The organism is Undibacterium sp. 5I2, assembly GCF_035019605.1.
Lineage (GTDB): Bacteria > Pseudomonadota > Gammaproteobacteria > Burkholderiales > Burkholderiaceae_D > Undibacterium.
Window position 1 is genome coordinate 16,174 of record NZ_JASJVS010000048.1, and the last position, 18,428, is coordinate 34,601.

Below are 18,428 nucleotides of genomic sequence, written 5' to 3' on the forward strand. Positions count from 1 at the left end.
TCCTAAGACATGTAAGGCAGCATCAGGCCTTTGGACAGCAAGGTCCAGCCATCAAGTACGACGAACAATACCAACTTCACCGGTACGGAGATGGTGACCGGGCTCATCATCATCATACCAAGCGATAATAAGATGCTTGAGATGACGAGGTCGACAATCACAAAGGGCAAATACAAGTAAAAGCCAATTTTGAAAGCATTTTTGATTTCCGTCAGCGTATACGCCGGCAGTAAGGAGAGTATCGATGGCGGGGCATCGGGATCGCTGACCTGCTCTGTACCATGACGCTTTTTTTCAGCATCATCAAAGAATTTTGTCAATTCCGGATCGGCATATTTAGTGAGGTAAGCGCGATAGCCATCGAGCCCGGTTTCCGTGAAGGAAACCACCGACGCGACACTATCGAAACGGACATCATGGGATTGATAATGCGTGTACGCTTGCTGAGCAATCGGCATCATGACGAACAAGGACAACAGCAAGGCCACGCCATTGAGCGTCATGTTGGATGGAACTTGCTGCAGACCGAGCGCATTGCGCACCATGACAAAGACGATGGAAAATTTGACGTAACAGGTACCTGAAGCAACCAGAAACGGCAATAGAGTCAGGAATGCCAGCAGCGCAATGAGCGTAATATCATTCGGCATGGTGCGGTTCGGAGTAAAGTTCGGTGATTTCTACTGCCAGTCGGTCGTCGATCTGTATCAATTCTCCTTGCGCCAGTAAGACGCCATTGGCGCTGATACGAATATTTTTTTCTATATCAGGTGCAAGCTCAAGTAACTTTCCAGCGCTGAGCTGCGACAACTCGCCCATCGTCATGCGCTTACTGCTCAACATGAAATCGAGACGTACCGGCACACGGGCGATGGAACGATGCGTATCCGCTGCGACACTTGTTGCGGCTGCCGCATCGGTGTAAAAATCATCGATCTCGGCGTCGGCGTCATCGAATTCATGATCAATGTAATCGTCTTGCAATTGTTCCACTATAAATCCTTCCTTAGTCCATACGTAGCGACCGACAGCCATTCCTAAAATAGCAATGGTCGGTGTCGCGTTTAAAATCATGAGCGCATCGCCGCAGCGTAGCTGCGACAATAAGGTGACACTGATATGGCTGTGCCCCAGCATAAGTTGCAAATCAAGCGGCAGTGCCAGCAAAGCAGGTGCCACCGCATTCGCTGGTACTGCAGTCGGTTCAGGAAAATATTGCAGCCATAATTTCCCTTGCGCAGTATGCAAGCACGGCATAGCTTGACTTGGGAGGGCTTGCGTATCACTGAGTTTTTCATGCAACAAGCGGGTATATTGCAGCGCTGGCACAACTAAGCTGACTGCTTGTTCAGTCAGTCCGAACAACTGCAAGAGCTGCTCTTCATGTGGCGCCCCGCGCGCCAGTACTGCCAGATCCGGCGCCACACTTTCCATCCATTCATCGAGATCGAGATAGCCTTGCCAGCGTGGCGCACTCGGCGCAACATCATCGAAAGCGCTCAGTTGCAAGTAGCGTCGATAGCCAGGTAAGCTTTGGTACTGCACCTGCAAGCCCTGTGACTGCCATAGCGCGACGGCAGCGCGCGCCTGCAAGTCGGCGCGTTCGACGCGTCGGAAATGAAATTGACTCACGCTGTCTCTTCCTCGTCATCAAGAAAGTCAGGACGGGCTTGCCGATCACCTTGATCTTCATCTTGGAGCAGTTGCCATTCGACTGGCGCTGGCAATTGACCAGAGTAGTGATCGAGACGTTGTGCGACCAAGGGATCGGACGGTTGCAGTAAAAATGGCGCGGCTTCAGAAGCCGCCTGCAAACGGACGGCATGCTCCTTGCCCCAAGTTTTGAATTGGTAGGTCACCTGGGTACCGAGCAGTGGCGCTTCGGCGCTGAGGCGTTCGCTTGGCAACTGCGGTGGCGACTGTGCAGGTGTGGCAGTTTGCGTGCGCAATTCAGGCGCATGTGGAGCGCGCTGCGGTGCGACAGTCTCAGCAGCTAACAAGTCATCGACCACTGCGCGCATTTTTTTATCGACACGCAGCGGTGCGCTCGGCTCATTCATTCTGCTCGAGGATACGAGAGCGCGCTCAAGCGATGCCGGATTCGGCGTTGACCAAGAGGGGCGCGGCGAGCTCATGGCCGATGCGGCGTGCACTAGCTCAGTGGGCAAGGCGCGCGCTTGCTTACCAACTCGCGCCGCGGCTGCAGACTCGTTCACCGAGGTAGACTTGGGCGCGGCACGCAACTCAGCCGAAACGGCAGGCGATGGCAGCGTCGACGATTTCTGTTCTACCAACTCACCGGGCAATGCCATCAAACTGCGCGCACGGTGCGGTAATGACAAATGGACATTCGTGCGTAATTGCTGCAGCGAGAGTACTGTCGAAATTTCAGGCAAACTGCCAGAAGGCTCAGGCCGGGCCGGAAGAGGAGCAGCGACATCGGCGATGGCTTTCAATATCCGCGCCGGATCAGGTAACACAACGCTACCGACCTGAGATGCCAACACGCCCAGCATCGCAGGCGATACAGCTCCATTGAGTGCGGCACTATTGCCTGCAGCATGCTGCTGAGCTTGCCGCGCTTGTGGCGCCTGTGGCGCTTGCATATCAGAACCTAAGCGCTCTTGCCGCTCTGAGGGGCGCACAGCGAGATCAGCGACCAGTTTGCCAGACCTTTGCACTGATGCGGCAGAGGCGGCCAAGATGGGCGTATTGACAGCAGCCAGAGTCAAATTTGAAGTAGGTGGCAATGCACGGCGTCGCACTGTCGATGCCAGCGACGCGTGTTGATACGATGGCGAGTGCTGAAACAGTATTGCTTGCGATGCAAGGTGTGACACATCAGTAGGGAGAGAATTCGAAGCAGACGATGAGGCCGAGCGCTCGGTATCGGCGATAGCATCGGCATCGGCATCATCATCGACAGCGATGGCTTGACTAGTACTGAGAGTACCAGCGCGTGCGCGGGCTTGCAGCGCTGTTGATGGCATGAATGGCAGCGCTGCGACCATCATGTCTTCGGCCTCGCGATACGCTTGCTTTTTTTTACGTAATTGTTCCACTTCTCTATCAAATGCAGTACTGACGCCCTGAGCGCCGCTTGCTGTGGTGGTCGCCTGCGCAGCAGAACGCATGGCAGTGCTTGGATTTATATTCGTCATACGGTTCATCCTTGGTATCGATTGGCCTCAGGATGAACTTTACGAGACAGCACGCGCACAAACCCGATGAAAATCTGATCATTGCAATCAGAACTTGCGTGAGTATTTTTCCTGGACTTCGGTCTCTTCACGCCAACTGCGCTGCAGTGCCAGCTTGATACGTTCACGCCGTACGCATTGAAAAAATTTATCAACTTTGCGATGCCATTGCATATGCGCGCTGCGCGCTGTCGTCAATTGTTTTTGTAACTGTTCAGTTTGCTCTTCGAGTTCGCGGCGCTGCAAGGCTAGCTCTTGAATTTTCTGGCGATAGACGGCGCTGTGCTGTTGCATCGCAAATAAGCCGGAGCGCGTAGTCACGCCGTTAGCTATCTGCTGTTGCGACATCATCAGGTACACCTGCTGCTGACTATCGAGGGTACGGATTTCGTCTTTCAAGCCTTGCATTTTAAATTGCAAGGCTTCTATGTTGGCGGCACTGCGAGTGCGATGTGACTCGCAGCGTCGTAGCATCAGACGCGCTTTAAGCAGCAATTGCACGCATTTGCTCCAAGGTTCTTTCCAAGCTATCACTCTCGCTGCGAGATTGACGCAACCATTTATTGAGCGCCGGGCGACGCTGCATGGCCTTGTCGTTTTCGCGATTTTGTCCTTCTTTGTATTCGCCGAGATCGATAAAAACTTGCAGGTCTTCTAAACGCGCGAGTAAATCACGTACTGCCATGGCTTGTTTTTGATGCGCCTCTGAGCTCACTTGCAAGGCGACCCGACTGGCACTGCGCAGGACATCGATAGCGGGAAAGTGACCCTTCGCAGCCAGTGCACGATTGAGATAGATGTGCCCATCAAGAATAGAACGGATTTCATCGGCGATCGGATCGGGCTCGTCATCACTCTCAAGCAGCACGGTATAGAATGCGGTAATGCTGCCGCTGGAGGTAACGCCTGGCCGCTCCAACAAGCGTGGCAAGGCATCGAAGACCGAAGCCGGATAGCCGCGGCGGGCCGGTGCTTCACCGGTAGCCAGAGCGACGTCACGCAGGGCGCGCGCGTAACGGGTGATCGAATCCATGAACAACACCACACGTTTTCCTTCAGAGCGAAAATACTCGGCCACCGTCGTCGCCAGCAAGGCGGCGTTGCAGCGATCAACGGAAGAAAAATCGGAGGTCGCATACACGAGCACGCAGCGGTCGGCATGTGGAGACTGGCGCAGCATGCTGGCGAATTCCGTTACTTCACGACCGCGTTCACCAATGAGACCGATGACAAACACATCGGCATCAGCATGATCGATGAGCATATTCATGAGTGTGGTCTTACCACAGCCGGCAGAAGAAAAAATACCGACACGCTGGCCGATGCCACAGGTCAGCAAGCCGTCGATAGCGCGTACACCAGTGACCAATGGTGTGGCAACGACTTCGCGCTCGCGGTATCCGGGAGGCGCCGCATCGATCGCTTGCGCGGTGCTGCGACCTTCCGGCGCCGGGCAAAAGCGTTCAGTGATACTGCCGGATGGATCGACCACGGCACCCAGCAAACCGGCACCAATCGGCACGGTCAGACTGGCACCTGTGGGCATGAGCAATGCTTGCCGAGACAAACCCTTGGAGATACCGATCAGACTCAGGATTGCGACGTCTTCACGAAAGCCGACGACCTGAGCACGGGCAACCGTTTCCATAGTGTTCCAGTGTCGACGAATTTCGCAAATTTCGCCGATCATGACATCGGGCAAAGGCGCTTCGATGATCGGCCCGGCGAGATTGAGCGGATGGGCGAATTCACGCATCAAGCGCAGAGCTGGCGTCATTTCAGTAAAGCCCGGAAGGTGTCGGCCCGCTCAAGAAAGCCCTCGAGTGCTTCGCGAAATTTTTCGCCATCTTCGAGCGCACTGAGTGCCACCAAGCCGCGTAATTCGAGATAACCTTGGTCTTCATTGAAACACAAATGATCGTTGCGTACCCATGAGAGTTTTTTCATCATTTCTTTGAGCAAACTGGCGGCATGCAGGTCAACACTGTTTTCATGGTATTCGCACAGGCGGCTCCAAAGCCAGATATCATCATCACGGCGACCGACATAGATGGTCGGCGACCAGTTGAAATCGAGCGCGATGGTCGAGTGACTGTCGAGATCTCCTATCATGTCGGCGGCACAGCCGCCGGAAAGCAGCGCGTCCTTCACCAGAGTTGCGATGTCAATATATTGCATATATTCTCCTTTTTTTTAATGAATGGATTTAATTACGTTAATAGAAATATTTTCAGTGATTTCACCGAACGACAACACTTCGAGTTCACGAAAACGTGGCTCAAGGAGTTTTTTGACGAAGCGACGTACATCGACTGCCGTCAATACCACCATGTCTTTTTGGGCGAATGAAATTTCACTGAAAGCCAAGGTGAATTTGTCGAGCACTTCTTCAGACTGCACCGGATCGAGATTGAGAAAGGTTCCGCCCGAGGTGCTGCGCACTCCCATACGAATGAGTTCCTCAAGTTGCGGTGACATGACGAGCGCACGTAGTTCATCCCGTGTAGCGAATTTATCGCAGATGTAACGTGCCATCGCGCCGCGTACATGTTCAACCAGAGCAATCACATCTTTTTCACGCGGAGCCCAATGCGCCAAGGTTTCCATGACCAGCTTCATATTGCGAATGGAGATACGTTCCGACAGCAGGCGCTGCAGCACTTCGGCGATTCTCTGCACGGTGGCATGGCGGTATACTTCTTTGAGCAAGTCCGGGTATTTCGCTTCCAACTTGTCGAGCATCTGTTTCGTTTCCTGGATGCCGAAGTATTCATTGACATTACGTGACAGTAATACCGCAAAACATTGGTACAGCTCGTCTAATGCCGCACGTAACTGAAAACCGAGCTTGAGCAATTTTTCTTTTTGCGCCGGCAATACCCAGACACGTCGGCTCTCGCCCTGCGCTTCGCTGTGATGCGGAATGCCGAGTTGGTCGATTTCTTCATTGGCATTCACTACCAAAAATTGATCGTAATAGACACTGAATTCTTCGGCGCGAATTTCATTAATCATGACGACGGCTCGGTTATCGGCCAAGGCTTCGCTGGCACGCAGTAATACCGTTGGTAAATTACCGCCGTAATCGATGAAAAATTGACTGGCGAAACGTTGGCCGATTTGTACTTCGTTTAAGGCGGCATAACGTTTTGCCGGCACCAGCAAGATCAGCGGGATGGTTTCCGCCGCCATGTTGTCGAGGTTGCCGATGAGTCCAAGTTGGTTGTCTGCTTCCGAGTTTTCTTGATAACTGCCATCGGCAGCCGCTTCTGGTGGTCTGGCCTTGTGCGCAGCGCGACGCCGAATGAAGTACAGACCGGCCAGCAAAGCGGCCAGTATCACGAATACACCGGTCGGAAAACCCGGCAGCAGGCCGATGGCGACGGCCAGTAAGGCGGTGACGATGAGAACAAATTGCGTTCCCAGCAGCTGCGTCATGATGGTTTTACCTAGATTGCTTTCATCGTCGTCGTTGACACGCGTAACGATGAAACCGGCGCTGATAGCAATGAGCAAGGCGGGAATTTGGGCAACCAAACCATCGCCGATGGTGAGGATGGTGTAGGTATCGAGCGCAGTGGACAGATCCATACCGTGACGCGACATGCCGACAGTAATACCACCGATGAAATTGACAAAAATAATGATGATGCCGGCGATCGCATCGCCCTTGATGAACTTCATCGAACCATCAAACGAGCCATACAACTGGCTTTCGCGTTCGAGTGTACTGCGTCGACGACGCACACCTTCGGCATCGATCAGGCCGGCCTTGAGATCGGAATCGATACTCATCTGCTTGCCCGGCATACCGTCGAGTGAGAAACGGGCTGCTACCTCGGCGACGCGCTCGGAACCTTTGGTGATGACGATGAATTGCACGATCGTGACAATGGCAAACACCACAAAACCGACCGCGAGGCTGTCGCCGATGACGAATTCACCGAAGGTATTGATAATTTCACCGGCATCGGCTTCAAGCAGAATCAAACGACTGGTGCTGATGGATAAGGCCAGTCGAAACAAAGTAGTAATGAGTAGAATAGAAGGAAAAGAAGAAAAATTCAAAATCTTTTCGATATAAAACGAGCCCATAAATACCAACACTGCGATGACGATATTGAGACCGATCAGAAAGTCCACCAGATAGGTCGGCAGCGGTACGATGAGCATCGCGATGATTGTTATCATCAGCAACAGAATCAGCAACTCGGGACGCGAGCGCAGACCGTTCAGGGTATCGTTTAACACAGAATGACTCCATTCATTTTTTTTACTCCAGATTATCAGGGCCACGGCGACCTTCGATCACCTCGAGATCATGGGCCAGCGTGGAAAGTTCATCCAAGCGCATCAGCAGTTCATGTACAGCAGTGATTTCAGGGAAGAGCTCAAGCGGTACATTGTGAAAGCCATCGCGTATCAGTTGCAGTATCGTGCTGCGTTCGGCATGTGTGCATAAGATCAGACTTTGACCCAGCACTTCGTGCAGTGACTGATCGATTTCCTCAGGGGCTTGCAAAATACCGAGCATGAAAACCAGCCATTCTATTTCTACCTCATTGCAACGACGGATCAATGGGTGGCGCAAAAGATTGGCTAAGAATATAATTTCTGCCGAGCGCAACATTCGCACCTGCACTAATTTTTTCAACAAGTTGCCGAACTCGACGAAGTCGCAACTCGGATCCTGAGCCATGACATCATTGGCTAAGGCGGCTTCGATGAAGTTGAGGATTTGCTCGCGATGCTCATAGCCGTAGTGCAGTACCCAGTCGGTGTAAGCGGCCGTCGGTCCCTGTTCATCATCGAGAAATCGACGATAAGATTCCCGCAACAAGGCCGGACTACGCTGTAACAATTTACCGAACATACGGGCTTTGATTGCGCAATTGATGCCGGCTTTGACACGCCGCGGAACAGCGCCGCGCTCGACATCGACAAGCACCTGTTCCAGCCGTTTGCGACTGGTCTCTTCAATCTGACGCCGCTTAAGCAGCGCACGCAAGATCAGTATCAAATCACTGTCATCGGGAAACATGGAGCGTAATTGCGCCAGCAATTCCGATGTTACTCCGGCGGCGGCGGCAAACTTCAAGACTTGCTGTACTTTTGGAAGTACATCTTTTTCCAGCACGCGCTCGAAATTATCGAGATCGGAATCCATCTTCTTCAAATCGCGACGATTTCGGAACTGCGCCATCGCCGATGACATTTCATCGGTAGAATTAATGAAGCGCTGTAACATGGCAACCGGATTGAGGTCATCCTCCGGCGGCACTTCATGTGTTTGCGTATGCGAATTCGCTGCGCGTGCTTCTTCCTCGCGGCGTGCGGCTGCGCGATGGCGATGAATGATGGGCGAATTAGCCGGAAAACGACTAATTTCCATTTTTTCTATCCAGATAATCGCGCACCGTTTCTTGCTCTGGCTGACCCTGCTCGACACGCTCAATCAGATCACCAACGACTTCATCGCCGAGGTCGCCGGCGTCGCGCGCGCGCGGTGCCTCGTTGTATCTTGGCTCGATCAAGAAAACACGTACCAAATTATTGGCGCGTTTAACCGTGGAACGGAATAGGCCACCGACCAAAGGTAAGTCGCCCAAGACAGGAATTTTTTCGATCCGTTCGGAACCCTCGTCACGCGTATAGCCACCAACCAGCAAGCTCTTTCCATGCGGAACGCGGGCCACAGTACTGATATTGGTTCTGGCCACTTTCGGTAAGGGTGCCCCGCTGTCGCCATCACTGTTAACACTTGCGACTTCGTTGCCGTCTTCGATTTCCAGTGTCATTTCAATTTCACCGTCCTCAGCAAAACGCGGCAATACCTTGATCAGCGTGCCGAAGGTGACCGTATCGAGCTGAACCGCACGCTCGCCTTCCAGCTTGACATAAAAACTCCGGTTGTGGTCGAAGAATGCAGGCGTATTTTCTTGCGTCAACACCACCGGACGCGAGACGATTTTGGCTTTATCATCACTGTTGAGTGCCTTGACCGAGGCAATGAAATTATAACCGTCGAGTGTACTGGTCGGCAGACCCGAATTAATGGTCGCTGCAAATTTACTATTTCCGGCCGCACCATTCCAACTGACACCAAGTTGATCGAGTTGCTCTGCCTGCAGATCGATAATCCAGAGCGACAGTTCGACGTGGCGTTTGGCGATATCCAGTTTGGCGATCAAGTCTTCGATGAATGCCACTTGCTCGGTCGTGCCTTTGATCAGTAAGCTGTTGGTATCTGGGTAGGCAAGTACGCGGATTTTGTTTTCATCGGCATCATCCATACCAGGGAACCGACTTTTTTTTCCCGCTGATGGTGTCGGCAAGGCCATCGCGGCATGTTCGGTCGTGCCGGCCAGCGGCGGTGGCAATGGCGATTTAAGCGCTGGCGTCAAGCCTGCACTCGGCATGCCAGTGGCATCTTTGGCCGACGCTGCCGTGCTGATTTCAACGCCGATTTTTTCATTTTCCAGCATTTCTTCAATGATACTGGCAATGCCAGGCACCGTTTTGGTCTGACCGCGCAGTGCATAGCTGCGGTCAGTGACAAAGGTATTTTGCAAACGTACGACGCCGATTTTCAGATTGCCGAGGGCGCGCTCGTTACTCGATGCATCGAGAAAAGTAGCCGTACTGGAGACCAGATCAACATAGACCGGCGGCGCGGACAGATAAAATACTTTTTCGCGTTCGGATCCACGGAACGGAAAACGGCGGTCGTAGAGTCCGGCTTGCTGCAAAAATTGGCGTAATTTGGCGATCGAGGTGTTTTTCAACGAGACCACGGTGTTTTTCGCTTCACTGGCGTCATAGATGTAAATCGATTGGCCGTCGTGATACCAGATCAAGCCCAATTGCGCACTCAACTGTTCCAGGGTTTGATTGGGCTTGCTCAGATCGAAGTCGCCGCTGACTTTTTTAAGGGCAGCCTTATTACTGACGATGACCGGTTTCTTCAGGCGGACCGACAAGGCATTGAAAAAATCGCGCACGCCATCGTTGCGGGCGACATAGCCGATATCAATAGGTTTTGGTATTGCTGCATCACGAACCTCAGCGCTGCCGAGAGCTTTGATATCGGTGGCGACGGCAGCCGGGACTGGCGAGCTTTCTGCCGCGGCGGGAGTATCCTCGAGCGCCGCGGCCAGTACAGGCCATCCGAGTGCGGTCAACAAAACAAGACGTGGCCAGAACGGCGGGGGTGAGATTTCCTTGCTATGCATATATATTACTTACCTGCGAGTTTAATGATGTCTGACAAGCCGCGTGGTGACACGCCGACCTGTCCCCTGACTTCGTTCGAAAAATGGGAGCTCGATGCATACCCATGCTTGAGTGCGACTTCCGTGAAATTACAGCGACTATCGACCAGATCAAGTAAGGCCCGCGCCATACGCCACTGATTGAGTTCAAATTTCACCGACCCGCCGAGTGCGCGATTGCACAGTCGGCGGAAATGGGTGTAAGAGATGCCATAGCTTTGCGCTAATTCACGTAAATTCTTTTTTTCGGCGCGCTCGGTTAATAGAAACCGCACTAAGGCATAGCTTTCGAGACGCCGCAACAAAGCCGAAATTGCCAGCATTTGTTCCGGCTCGGTGATCATTTGACTGAGGAACCAGTTTTCTATCGTGCGGCGATCACTGAGCATGGCCAACCCCGAGCCGGCGCAAGACACCAGACGGGCATTCGGCATACTGTGATTCATCTCGAGGCCGCAATCGGCATCCATGAATGCCTGCAGTTTGGTCAAGACAGAGATATCGCCGTCCTGACACAGGGCACTGCCAACACTGATTTGCACCGGACTTTGATCAAATACCACCACACCGCGCCAACCGGGCGTAAAGCAGATATGGCTGATGTTTTTTCCCTGAAAAAGTACTAGTTGCAGGCCTTCGCCACCCACTTCGAGCGCGAATAAATCGGGCAGTTGTAACAACTGCGGGCCCGCTGTGAGCCAATGTGGCGCGCGTGTCGGTAGCTGCGTCGGTTCGGTCGGTAATGTCATGTGATGGGGCCTGTCTCGTTTTTTGTCTGCGCAGGAAACACGCGAAATGGGTAAAGATCACGTCACAACAAGGCGCTTGCCGGTGCCACAGTGATTGACGTTTCCTGAATGTTGCCGTCAACTTCTTCATGCACATTAGCGCTAAAAAAAAAAGCAATCCCGATGGGAATCTGATTAAAAGTAGAAATCCTCTTTCCGGTATTGAACCCCAGTGAGCATTCGCGCATACCTTTGAGACGGTCGCAAAAGCTGGCAGGAACGACGTGAGCACCAGTCAGGGTAATGTTATCGAGTGAAAACCCTGTTACGACGACCTCAAAAGCTCGCGTCAATAAGCTTACTGCCGGCTCGGGTAGGCGGGGGCATGCAGGAATAATGAGATGGGGACAGGCGAGAATATTCGCTCACTCGAATAAACTTTTTCCCGCGTTTGACAATGCAAAATAAAAATCACAATTCCATCAGGAATGAAGCTGATCGCGGCTCTATTCTTTGTTCTACTTTTGCAAGCAGCGTACGCTTTATGCGACCTAATCCTATGCCGTTAATTGATAACAACCATATTGAACCAAGCCTCTATCCAAGCACGGATGAGCAGGAGATCGCCGTTCTGAAAATTCTGAACGGGCCGATGCGAGGTGCCGAATTCAAACTGCTGATCGGTACCACTTTTTTTGTCGTCGGGAATACTGAAGTGTTCGACGATACTGTGCAATTTCCTAGCTTTCCCGACAATGCGATCTTCATTCCGATTGATGGCGACGGCTTCAATTTTGAAGTCGTCATCGACAGCGGTAGTGAAGTTGTGTTGCGCGAATTGCGCGACGATCAAGTCACGGAACAACACTGTCCACTCAATACTGTCGTGCGCCTCGGTTTGCTCGACTTGTCGGTGCGTTCGCTCGCCGACACCTGGGATCCGGCGGTCCTCAACCATCCGCTGGTACCGGAGCCACTCGATGAGCCCATAGCAGCCGTCGTGCCTGGCAAGACACCGGTGGCACTGATCGCTGGCGTGAGTGTGTTCTTGCTATGCGCCGTAGTTGGTGCGGGGCTCTGGTTGAACGGTAATGAGCAGCGTGAACAGTTACGTTTGAACGACATACTCAAGGGCTCGGTCGGGAATTACCAGATCGTAAAAGGTGACAGCGAAGTCTTTTATGTGTTCGCTGAAAATCTCAGAGATGCTACTTGGGCCAGGCAAGCATTGGTGCGCAACGATTTGCAAACGCCGGCGGCAGTCGTTCATACTTTTTCTGAAAAACAGCGCGTCGAAGCCGCCCTCAACAGTGATGCCAGCTTCAGCGCTTACCATTTATTGAATCTCGATGATCCGGTGCGGCCGGAACTGTTCATCAGTGCGGAACGCGGTCCACGTGATACCGCCGGGCGCGAGCAGCTTAGTCGCCACGTCGCGACATTGCTGCCGTATGCCAGCACGGTCAAGGTAACGGCGCTATCGGATGCTGCCATTGCCAACGAAGCCCAAAATGGTCTTGATCAGCTCGGCATTCCCTATCAGCGCGTCAATCGACCGGCCAGCGTGACCTTTGTCATGCGCCCTAGTTTGAACGATATCGACTTGCAAAAGTTGCGCCCCTATGTGGAAGCGTTTTATCAGCACCGCGGGGTTCGTTATGTGCATTTCGTTGTCGATTTGAAGGATGACTGGCTTAAAGGAAAATCGTTCGGTTACGGTACCGACAGCTATGTCAAATTAACCCCATCCCATTGGTATTTTTCTCCAATGATCAGCAGTACCCCACAATAAAGTTTTATTCATTCAAAAAGGAAATTTTATGCCTACTATTGTAACCCGCGACGACACTACCTCCGGCATCAGTGCAGCCGAACCGACCACGACCGGGGCGACCGGTTTTCTGACTTCAGTATCGATACAATTCAATAAGGGTGTCGGTGACTTGAACAAAAAGGTCAAAGATGCGCTGGACAAACTCAAAGCCAACCCATCCGATCCAGAGTTACTGGCTAACTACCAGAGTGCCTTGTCGGAATATACCTTGTACCGTCAGGCGCAGTCGAGCGTGGTAAAGGCCTATAAAGACGTCGGTGCCGGCATCATCGCCAACTATCGCTGATCGCCGTAGGCTGGTACCCGTTGTTGGATACGTTTGTCGATCAGAATCCAACTTTCGGGTATCGCTCATTTATATTTTTTCAGGAGCTTCAGATGATTAACGAAATTCGCGCCATCCCCGGCATAGCGGACATAAGCGGCGGTAATGAAATCGTCTCGTTGAGCGAGCGTATGATGCATGCGTATGCAAAATCAACAGTGAGTGCAGTAGAAAGCAAGGCCGAAGTGATGCGTGTACTGGAGTCACCAAGCGTCACATCGCCGGAAATACTGCAGCAAATCCAAGAGCAGGTTGCCGATGATTCGCTTAAAATTTCCATGGTCAGCACGGTAACCCGCAAGCTTACCGCAACTGTCGAGGCATTGTTACGCTCATGATGCGCAGAATTTCAGGCGCGCTGCTGCTGCTGGCTTTGCTGACCGGCTGCCGCGAGAGCGATCTGCTCAAAGGCTTGGATCAACGCCAGGCCAATGAAGTGATCGCGGTCATGCAGCGCAATAATATTGCAGCAAGCAAGATCGATCATGCCAAGGAAGGTTACAGCGTATCGGTGAGCCAATCTGATTTTGTCGCAGCCGTCGATCTGCTGAAAGTACATAATTTACCGCCACAAGCACAAGTAGAAGTAGCCCAAATGTTCCCATCGGGCGCACTGGTTTCTTCGCCTCGGGCCGAAAAAGCCAGATTGTATTCGGCGATAGAACAACGCTTGCAGCAGTCGCTGGAAACCATGGATGGCATCGTTTCTTCACGTGTTCATGTCAGTTATGATATTGACGCCAGCGAAAACAGCGCTAAAAAACGTCCGATTCATATTTCAGCCTTGGCGGTCTACCAAAGCGAGGTGCAGCCATCTTTATTGATCAGTGAAATCAAACGTTTTTTGAAAAACAGTTTCGCCGAAGTCGACTATGACAATATCTCGGTCGTCCTGTCGCAACGTAGTGAAGCGCAACATGCACCACCTTCGCTATCTGCAATCAAGAATGATGGGATCAATCCTGTTTGGATAGCCGGTTTGATCGCCGTGTTGATCTTGGCGGGTGCAGGCAGCTTGATCTGGCGTTACAAAATCGACCCACGCAAGCTGTTGCCCGCACCAAAGGTATGAACATGACGACCGTTTCCAGCCGTTTGCGGACGGTGATCTATAATCCGCTGTCTTATATTCATACACAGCGTTTAATGTTGCCAGCGCAATTACAAAAATCTGCGCAACTCGCCCTGATCAACCGCATACTGATTGATCATTATCAACTCAGTTGTGTGACACCGGATGTGAAGCCTGGTAGCCTTGATCAACTGTTGCTCAATAATTGGTCTGAGCTGCCTTACGCTGCCTACCTTCTCGCCTGCCACCAGCAGCGCAACAGTTTGGCGCGTGCCGGAAGATTATTACGTTTGCCGGCGTGGGCGCGCAGTTTCGCTTTACTACCGCTAAGCGAGCGCTTGTTTCCAGCTGAAAACAACGATGTCCGCAGCTGTGAGCATGCTTTCCTCATGCAGGCGGGATTGCAATCCTTAGCATTACTTTGCGAACCGGCCTCCATCGCCTTACAACAACGCATTCCGCTGCTCTTTGCCAGCTCCCCCATAGCTCCGGCGATTACCGCGACGCGTGCGCATTTCAGCCTATTGCTCATCGCATTACAACATGTCAAAAAAAACTCAGGCCACATTTACTTTCCGGATCCGCGAAGAAGTATTGATCAGCGGAAGTCAACTCACCCAGATACGACGCCATCAGGCGATCCTGTCGGAAGCGCGCAATTTAGCTAAGAAAATGCTGCAAGAAGCGACGCTGCAAGCAGAGCAAGTTCGGCGTCAGGCCTATTCCGATGGGTATCGCGATGGTGTACTCAGCGCGGCCGACAGCGTACTGAGCTTCCTCGATGACAGTCAAAATCTGGCACGTGAAGCCCAGCAGCAAATTCAAGTTTCTGCGCGACATATGTTAGCAGCGGCACTTAACAGCCCGGAAGCGATTCTGACGGTGCTTGAAGACTGGCTACATCAACACCCGGATCTACAACCTCACATCTTGCAGTTAATCTTGCCACGAAGCGCATATGCATGGCGCCATCGTGTGATGGCCTTGCTCGAGGATGGCTGGGGTTCGCGCTTACAAGTCGATTATCACGATGAAGCGCGCTTCCTGCTGCGTTGTGGTAACCGGGTCGCCGAATTTAATCCTACCGTCGTCGCTGATCAAGGCGAATATTTACTGGCACGTGAACTCGATCATTTCCCTTCCAGTTTACGTCAACTTTCTGAAGAGGCGGCGGCCAGTCTGCATGCGAATTTCATGGAAAAGTTCACTACCTCTGCAACGACGAATTAAAACTACCAATAAGGAAATATTATGCGTGCCACCCCTTCCAGTTTCACACCAAGGCAAGGTTTCAACAGTAGCGCAGATGTCATCGACATCGCCACACGCTTGCGTGCCAAAACACATGCGATGATACAAGAAGCGGTGGCGACCGCCGAAAATTTGGCCAAATTGCGGGCCGAAAGCCAAGCGGCAGCAACACGTCAAATCGCCGAAAACAAAACTACCGATGCCGCGTCGGTGACACCTGCCTTGACCGATGCCGTCACCACTAAACCTAATCCAGTCGTACCGGAACCGCAGATCCCCAAATATATCGATGAATTTTATGCCAAATTGATTTCTCTTCCCCCTCTGATGCAGGAGCATACCGATGAAGCAGGCAATACCGAGACGATAGAAGATTGGCGCCGGACTGTGCTTAATTTTACCCGTCTCTACTTAGACCCGAAGGGGGAACGGGCCTACAAACGCATCACAGACCAATTGCTCGTATTGAAATGGAGTATGAAGCTGCTCAAGGAGCTCGATGTGGTCACAACGAGACCCGCCAGCGCTGAGGAAATCGAACTTGCCGCAGCAATAGCAGCGGCCAAGGAACAGGGTTTGCCCGTGCCGAAAGAGCCTAAACTACCGGGAAAAGTAGTCACGACTGCTGAAGGCGAGCAAGTGATGATATTGACCGATTCCTACCGTCCGGAACTGCAACAAGGCGTCACCGATGCCATGATGAGTTTGGTCTTTGCCGATCACCACATGAAAGATTGGATGATCAAGTCCTTTTTCGAAAGCGAAAAAGCCGAGGATGAACGCGCCTTCCAGATGTGAGCTCGCCAGCCATTCCTGTACCGCGCCACAACTTCCTCTGCACTGCGATCATCGCAGCTTGGCATGGCAAGCTGCGATGATCGCACCCATAAGTGTCAACGTTCAATGCAATGATTAGTACTTGTATCAATCTTCAAAGTTGATATTGATACTTGTCTTATATTATTTTCATATAAGAATCACCATCATAGGTACACGCTGAAAAATGAATGCTTCGTCTGAACAGCGAACTGTTTTTTTTCTTTTTTTTGTGAAGAATACATCTATGAATACCTACATGGAAGAGCATATCGCGTTCAAAGCTAAGGGTGAAGGTATCAAAAACCGTCCGAGCACCCAAGCAAAACGGCAATTTGTCATCGGCGATTTCGTACTCGACAATTCTATCCTCATGCACAATGGCGTACCGATTCCATTGCCACCTAAAGAATTGGCAGTGCTGATCTGTCTGCTGGAATCGGGCGGCGAAATCGTACCGAAAGACACTTTACTCGAGCGTGCATGGGGGAATGCCATCGTCAGCGAAGAATCGCTGACTCGCTGCATCTATGTGTTACGTCGTATGTTTTTGGAACGCACAGGTCAGCACTATATTCAAAACGTTTACGGCCAAGGCTATCGCTTGTTGCACACCGTCAATGTGATTTACGACACTCAGCGTCCGATCGATTTATGTACCCTCGCGGTGCTACCGTTTCGCTTCGATGGCTGGGATATTGATACTCAGGAAATTCACGACAGCACGATACAGTGCCTGTGCCATTTCCGGCCGTTCGGCTTATCGGTGATGCCGGCCTCGTTAACGCGTAACTGCCGCGTCGCCAGCGAAATCATTTCCATGATTAAAGATATGGAACCTGATTTCTACGTGACCGGTTTTCCCGTGATCGTGCAAGGCATACGGGTCTTGCGCTTGGAATTGGTCAATGCACGTGACCATGCAATTTTACACAGAGAGAATTTCGACGTCACATTAAACAATTGGCAAATCAATTTACAGCATCGCCTCACGACTGTTTTACCGCTCTGCATCCCGGAATTAAGCTGGGGCAATGGCGTGCCTCAGCAAATTCCCCTGCCGACCACCTTGGCTTTTTTAAACGGTAAGCGCGAACTGCGTCAATTCACACCGACCTCGCTGAAACAGGCGCTCTCGCAATTCCATGCCTGCTTGGCGATTGAACCATTGCACGCGCAATCGTGGTGCGCGTTAGCGGAAACCTGTCTGGCACTGGTCAGCTTCGGTCTTTGCAATGATGATGCCGTGTTGCGGCAAGCTTGTCGCGCTACCGACAAGGCATTGAGCATAGAGCCAAATAATCCGCTGGCATTGGCGCTGATGGCCTATCTCAACAGCGTGCTCGGTAACGGTGAGCGCTCGGAAACTTTGATATTAAAAGCAATTTCTCTGGCACCGACGATGCCGGAGCTGCATTACTATCATGCGCGTCATCTGTTTCTGGCGCAGCGCATGCCTGAAGCGGCAGCGGCGGTCAAAACCTCGCTATCCTTCGATCCAGCTAATATCAGCGCGATCTTACTGAGCGTTTGGATACATTTTACTTGCTCAAATATCACGCAAGCTATTACCGAAGCAGAACAGAACCTGACTCTGTACGCACACGACAACCCTATTTTGCAAGATATGCTAGAAACCGTGCGCACGCACGATACCAAAACGAGTAGGCCGATGCCGACTTTTTTCCTCGTTGCCTGAACTATCAAACATCTGTTGATGAGTCGAATTTTGACTCGTCATACCTATACCATGCCGCTTCAAGGGCGGCGATAGTTTCCGCAAGTCAGTGACGGCTTGTTAAAATATCGGCTTTCCCAGCAGCGTATAAAGATAAGGTCAATTACCCCGGCCTCAAGAGGCTGTCGCAAAAGGGTTTTCAGTCGGTATCATTACCCCAACTGGTGGCCACGTCATTCCTGCGCGCTTTTGG

At 51.9% G+C, this 18,428-nt stretch carries 17 protein-coding genes; 7 read left to right on the forward strand and 10 right to left on the reverse strand.

The features are described 5' to 3' along the window. Window positions 1-2: 2 nt before the first annotated feature. From QN359_RS15190 to QN359_RS15235, 10 genes are all read right to left on the reverse strand, one after another. Window positions 3-650, reverse strand: coding sequence for an EscR/YscR/HrcR family type III secretion system export apparatus protein (locus tag QN359_RS15190; protein WP_322248922.1), 648 nt, complete (start codon window positions 648-650; stop codon window positions 3-5). Beyond that, complete coding sequence (gene sctQ / locus QN359_RS15195; RefSeq protein ID WP_322248923.1) at window positions 640-1,632, reverse strand: type III secretion system cytoplasmic ring protein SctQ; 993 nt, start codon at window positions 1,630-1,632, stop codon at window positions 640-642. Before sctQ ends, QN359_RS15190 begins: the two co-directional genes overlap by 11 nt. Next, window positions 1,629-3,161 (reverse strand): type III secretion system needle length determinant, SpaN/EivJ family, encoded by a 1,533-nt coding sequence (locus QN359_RS15200; protein ID WP_322248924.1) that lies wholly within the window; start codon window positions 3,159-3,161, stop codon window positions 1,629-1,631. Before QN359_RS15200 ends, sctQ begins: the two co-directional genes overlap by 4 nt. Window positions 3,162-3,248: 87 nt before the next feature. Beyond that, window positions 3,249-3,701 carry a hypothetical protein gene (locus QN359_RS15205; RefSeq protein ID WP_322248925.1) on the reverse strand — a complete coding sequence of 151 codons (453 nt, stop codon included), beginning with the start codon at window positions 3,699-3,701 and terminating at the stop codon, window positions 3,249-3,251. After that, a complete protein-coding gene (gene sctN, locus QN359_RS15210) occupies window positions 3,685-4,977 on the reverse strand; it encodes a type III secretion system ATPase SctN (RefSeq protein WP_322248926.1) in 1,293 nt (430 codons plus the stop codon). Before sctN ends, QN359_RS15205 begins: the two co-directional genes overlap by 17 nt. Next, complete coding sequence (locus QN359_RS15215; RefSeq protein WP_322248927.1) at window positions 4,974-5,378, reverse strand: hypothetical protein; 405 nt, start codon at window positions 5,376-5,378, stop codon at window positions 4,974-4,976. The genes sctN and QN359_RS15215 overlap by 4 nt, the downstream gene beginning before the upstream one ends. Before the next feature lie 15 nt (window positions 5,379-5,393). Next, the gene (locus QN359_RS15220; protein WP_322248928.1) at window positions 5,394-7,451 is read right to left on the reverse strand and encodes an EscV/YscV/HrcV family type III secretion system export apparatus protein; all 2,058 of its coding nucleotides are present in this window, start codon (window positions 7,449-7,451) and stop codon (window positions 5,394-5,396) included. 22 nt (window positions 7,452-7,473) lie between these two features. Further along, window positions 7,474-8,592 (reverse strand): type III secretion system gatekeeper subunit SctW, encoded by a 1,119-nt coding sequence (sctW, locus tag QN359_RS15225; protein ID WP_322248929.1) that lies wholly within the window; start codon window positions 8,590-8,592, stop codon window positions 7,474-7,476. Then, a complete protein-coding gene (gene sctC / locus QN359_RS15230; RefSeq protein WP_322248930.1) occupies window positions 8,582-10,432 on the reverse strand; it encodes a type III secretion system outer membrane ring subunit SctC in 1,851 nt (616 codons plus the stop codon). The genes sctW and sctC overlap by 11 nt, the downstream gene beginning before the upstream one ends. A gap of 5 nt (window positions 10,433-10,437) precedes the next feature. Further along, complete coding sequence (locus tag QN359_RS15235; RefSeq protein WP_322248931.1) at window positions 10,438-11,220, reverse strand: helix-turn-helix domain-containing protein; 783 nt, start codon at window positions 11,218-11,220, stop codon at window positions 10,438-10,440. A gap of 538 nt (window positions 11,221-11,758) precedes the next feature. Between QN359_RS15235 and QN359_RS15240 the strand changes: the two genes are divergently transcribed. The 7 genes from QN359_RS15240 (at window position 11,759) to QN359_RS15270 (ending at window position 18,196) form a co-directional block, all read left to right on the forward strand. Next, entirely contained in the window at window positions 11,759-12,991 is a 1,233-nt protein-coding gene (locus QN359_RS15240) for a PrgH/EprH family type III secretion apparatus protein (RefSeq protein WP_322248932.1), read from the forward strand. 28 nt (window positions 12,992-13,019) lie between these two features. After that, complete coding sequence (locus QN359_RS15245; protein ID WP_322248933.1) at window positions 13,020-13,319, forward strand: type III secretion system needle complex protein; 300 nt, start codon at window positions 13,020-13,022, stop codon at window positions 13,317-13,319. Window positions 13,320-13,411: 92 nt separating this feature from the next. Then, window positions 13,412-13,696: a type III secretion system inner rod subunit SctI gene (gene sctI, locus QN359_RS15250; RefSeq protein WP_322248934.1), complete on the forward strand. Its 285-nt coding sequence runs from the start codon at window positions 13,412-13,414 to the stop codon at window positions 13,694-13,696. Next, window positions 13,696-14,430: an EscJ/YscJ/HrcJ family type III secretion inner membrane ring protein gene (locus QN359_RS15255; protein ID WP_322248935.1), complete on the forward strand. Its 735-nt coding sequence runs from the start codon at window positions 13,696-13,698 to the stop codon at window positions 14,428-14,430. The genes sctI and QN359_RS15255 overlap by 1 nt, the downstream gene beginning before the upstream one ends. Before the next feature lie 2 nt (window positions 14,431-14,432). Next, window positions 14,433-15,098 carry a type III secretion apparatus protein OrgA/MxiK gene (locus tag QN359_RS15260; protein WP_322248936.1) on the forward strand — a complete coding sequence of 222 codons (666 nt, stop codon included), beginning with the start codon at window positions 14,433-14,435 and terminating at the stop codon, window positions 15,096-15,098. A gap of 583 nt (window positions 15,099-15,681) precedes the next feature. Beyond that, window positions 15,682-16,479 (forward strand): hypothetical protein, encoded by a 798-nt coding sequence (locus tag QN359_RS15265; protein WP_322248937.1) that lies wholly within the window; start codon window positions 15,682-15,684, stop codon window positions 16,477-16,479. 265 nt (window positions 16,480-16,744) lie between these two features. Next, window positions 16,745-18,196, forward strand: coding sequence for a winged helix-turn-helix domain-containing protein (locus tag QN359_RS15270; RefSeq protein ID WP_322248938.1), 1,452 nt, complete (start codon window positions 16,745-16,747; stop codon window positions 18,194-18,196). Window positions 18,197-18,428 lie beyond the last annotated feature (232 nt).

Bases quoted from the DNA above. Each gene is read 5' to 3' on its own strand.
- QN359_RS15255 (WP_322248935.1), top strand. From the start codon at position 13,696: ATGCGCAGAATTTCAGGCGCGCTGCTGCTGCTGGCTTTGCTGACCGGC.
- QN359_RS15270 (WP_322248938.1), top strand. From the start codon at position 16,745: ATGAATACCTACATGGAAGAGCATATCGCGTTCAAAGCTAAGGGTGAA.
- QN359_RS15265 (WP_322248937.1), top strand. From the start codon at position 15,682: ATGCGTGCCACCCCTTCCAGTTTCACACCAAGGCAAGGTTTCAACAGT.
- QN359_RS15190 (WP_322248922.1), bottom strand. From the start codon at position 650: ATGCCGAATGATATTACGCTCATTGCGCTGCTGGCATTCCTGACTCTA.
- QN359_RS15245 (WP_322248933.1), top strand. From the start codon at position 13,020: ATGCCTACTATTGTAACCCGCGACGACACTACCTCCGGCATCAGTGCA.
- QN359_RS15240 (WP_322248932.1), top strand. From the start codon at position 11,759: ATGCCGTTAATTGATAACAACCATATTGAACCAAGCCTCTATCCAAGC.
- QN359_RS15235 (WP_322248931.1), bottom strand. From the start codon at position 11,220: ATGACATTACCGACCGAACCGACGCAGCTACCGACACGCGCGCCACAT.
- sctN (WP_322248926.1), bottom strand. From the start codon at position 4,977: ATGACGCCAGCTCTGCGCTTGATGCGTGAATTCGCCCATCCGCTCAAT.
- QN359_RS15215 (WP_322248927.1), bottom strand. From the start codon at position 5,378: ATGCAATATATTGACATCGCAACTCTGGTGAAGGACGCGCTGCTTTCC.
- QN359_RS15200 (WP_322248924.1), bottom strand. From the start codon at position 3,161: ATGACGAATATAAATCCAAGCACTGCCATGCGTTCTGCTGCGCAGGCG.
- sctC (WP_322248930.1), bottom strand. From the start codon at position 10,432: ATGCATAGCAAGGAAATCTCACCCCCGCCGTTCTGGCCACGTCTTGTT.
- QN359_RS15260 (WP_322248936.1), top strand. From the start codon at position 14,433: ATGACGACCGTTTCCAGCCGTTTGCGGACGGTGATCTATAATCCGCTG.
- sctI (WP_322248934.1), top strand. From the start codon at position 13,412: ATGATTAACGAAATTCGCGCCATCCCCGGCATAGCGGACATAAGCGGC.
- sctW (WP_322248929.1), bottom strand. From the start codon at position 8,592: ATGGAAATTAGTCGTTTTCCGGCTAATTCGCCCATCATTCATCGCCAT.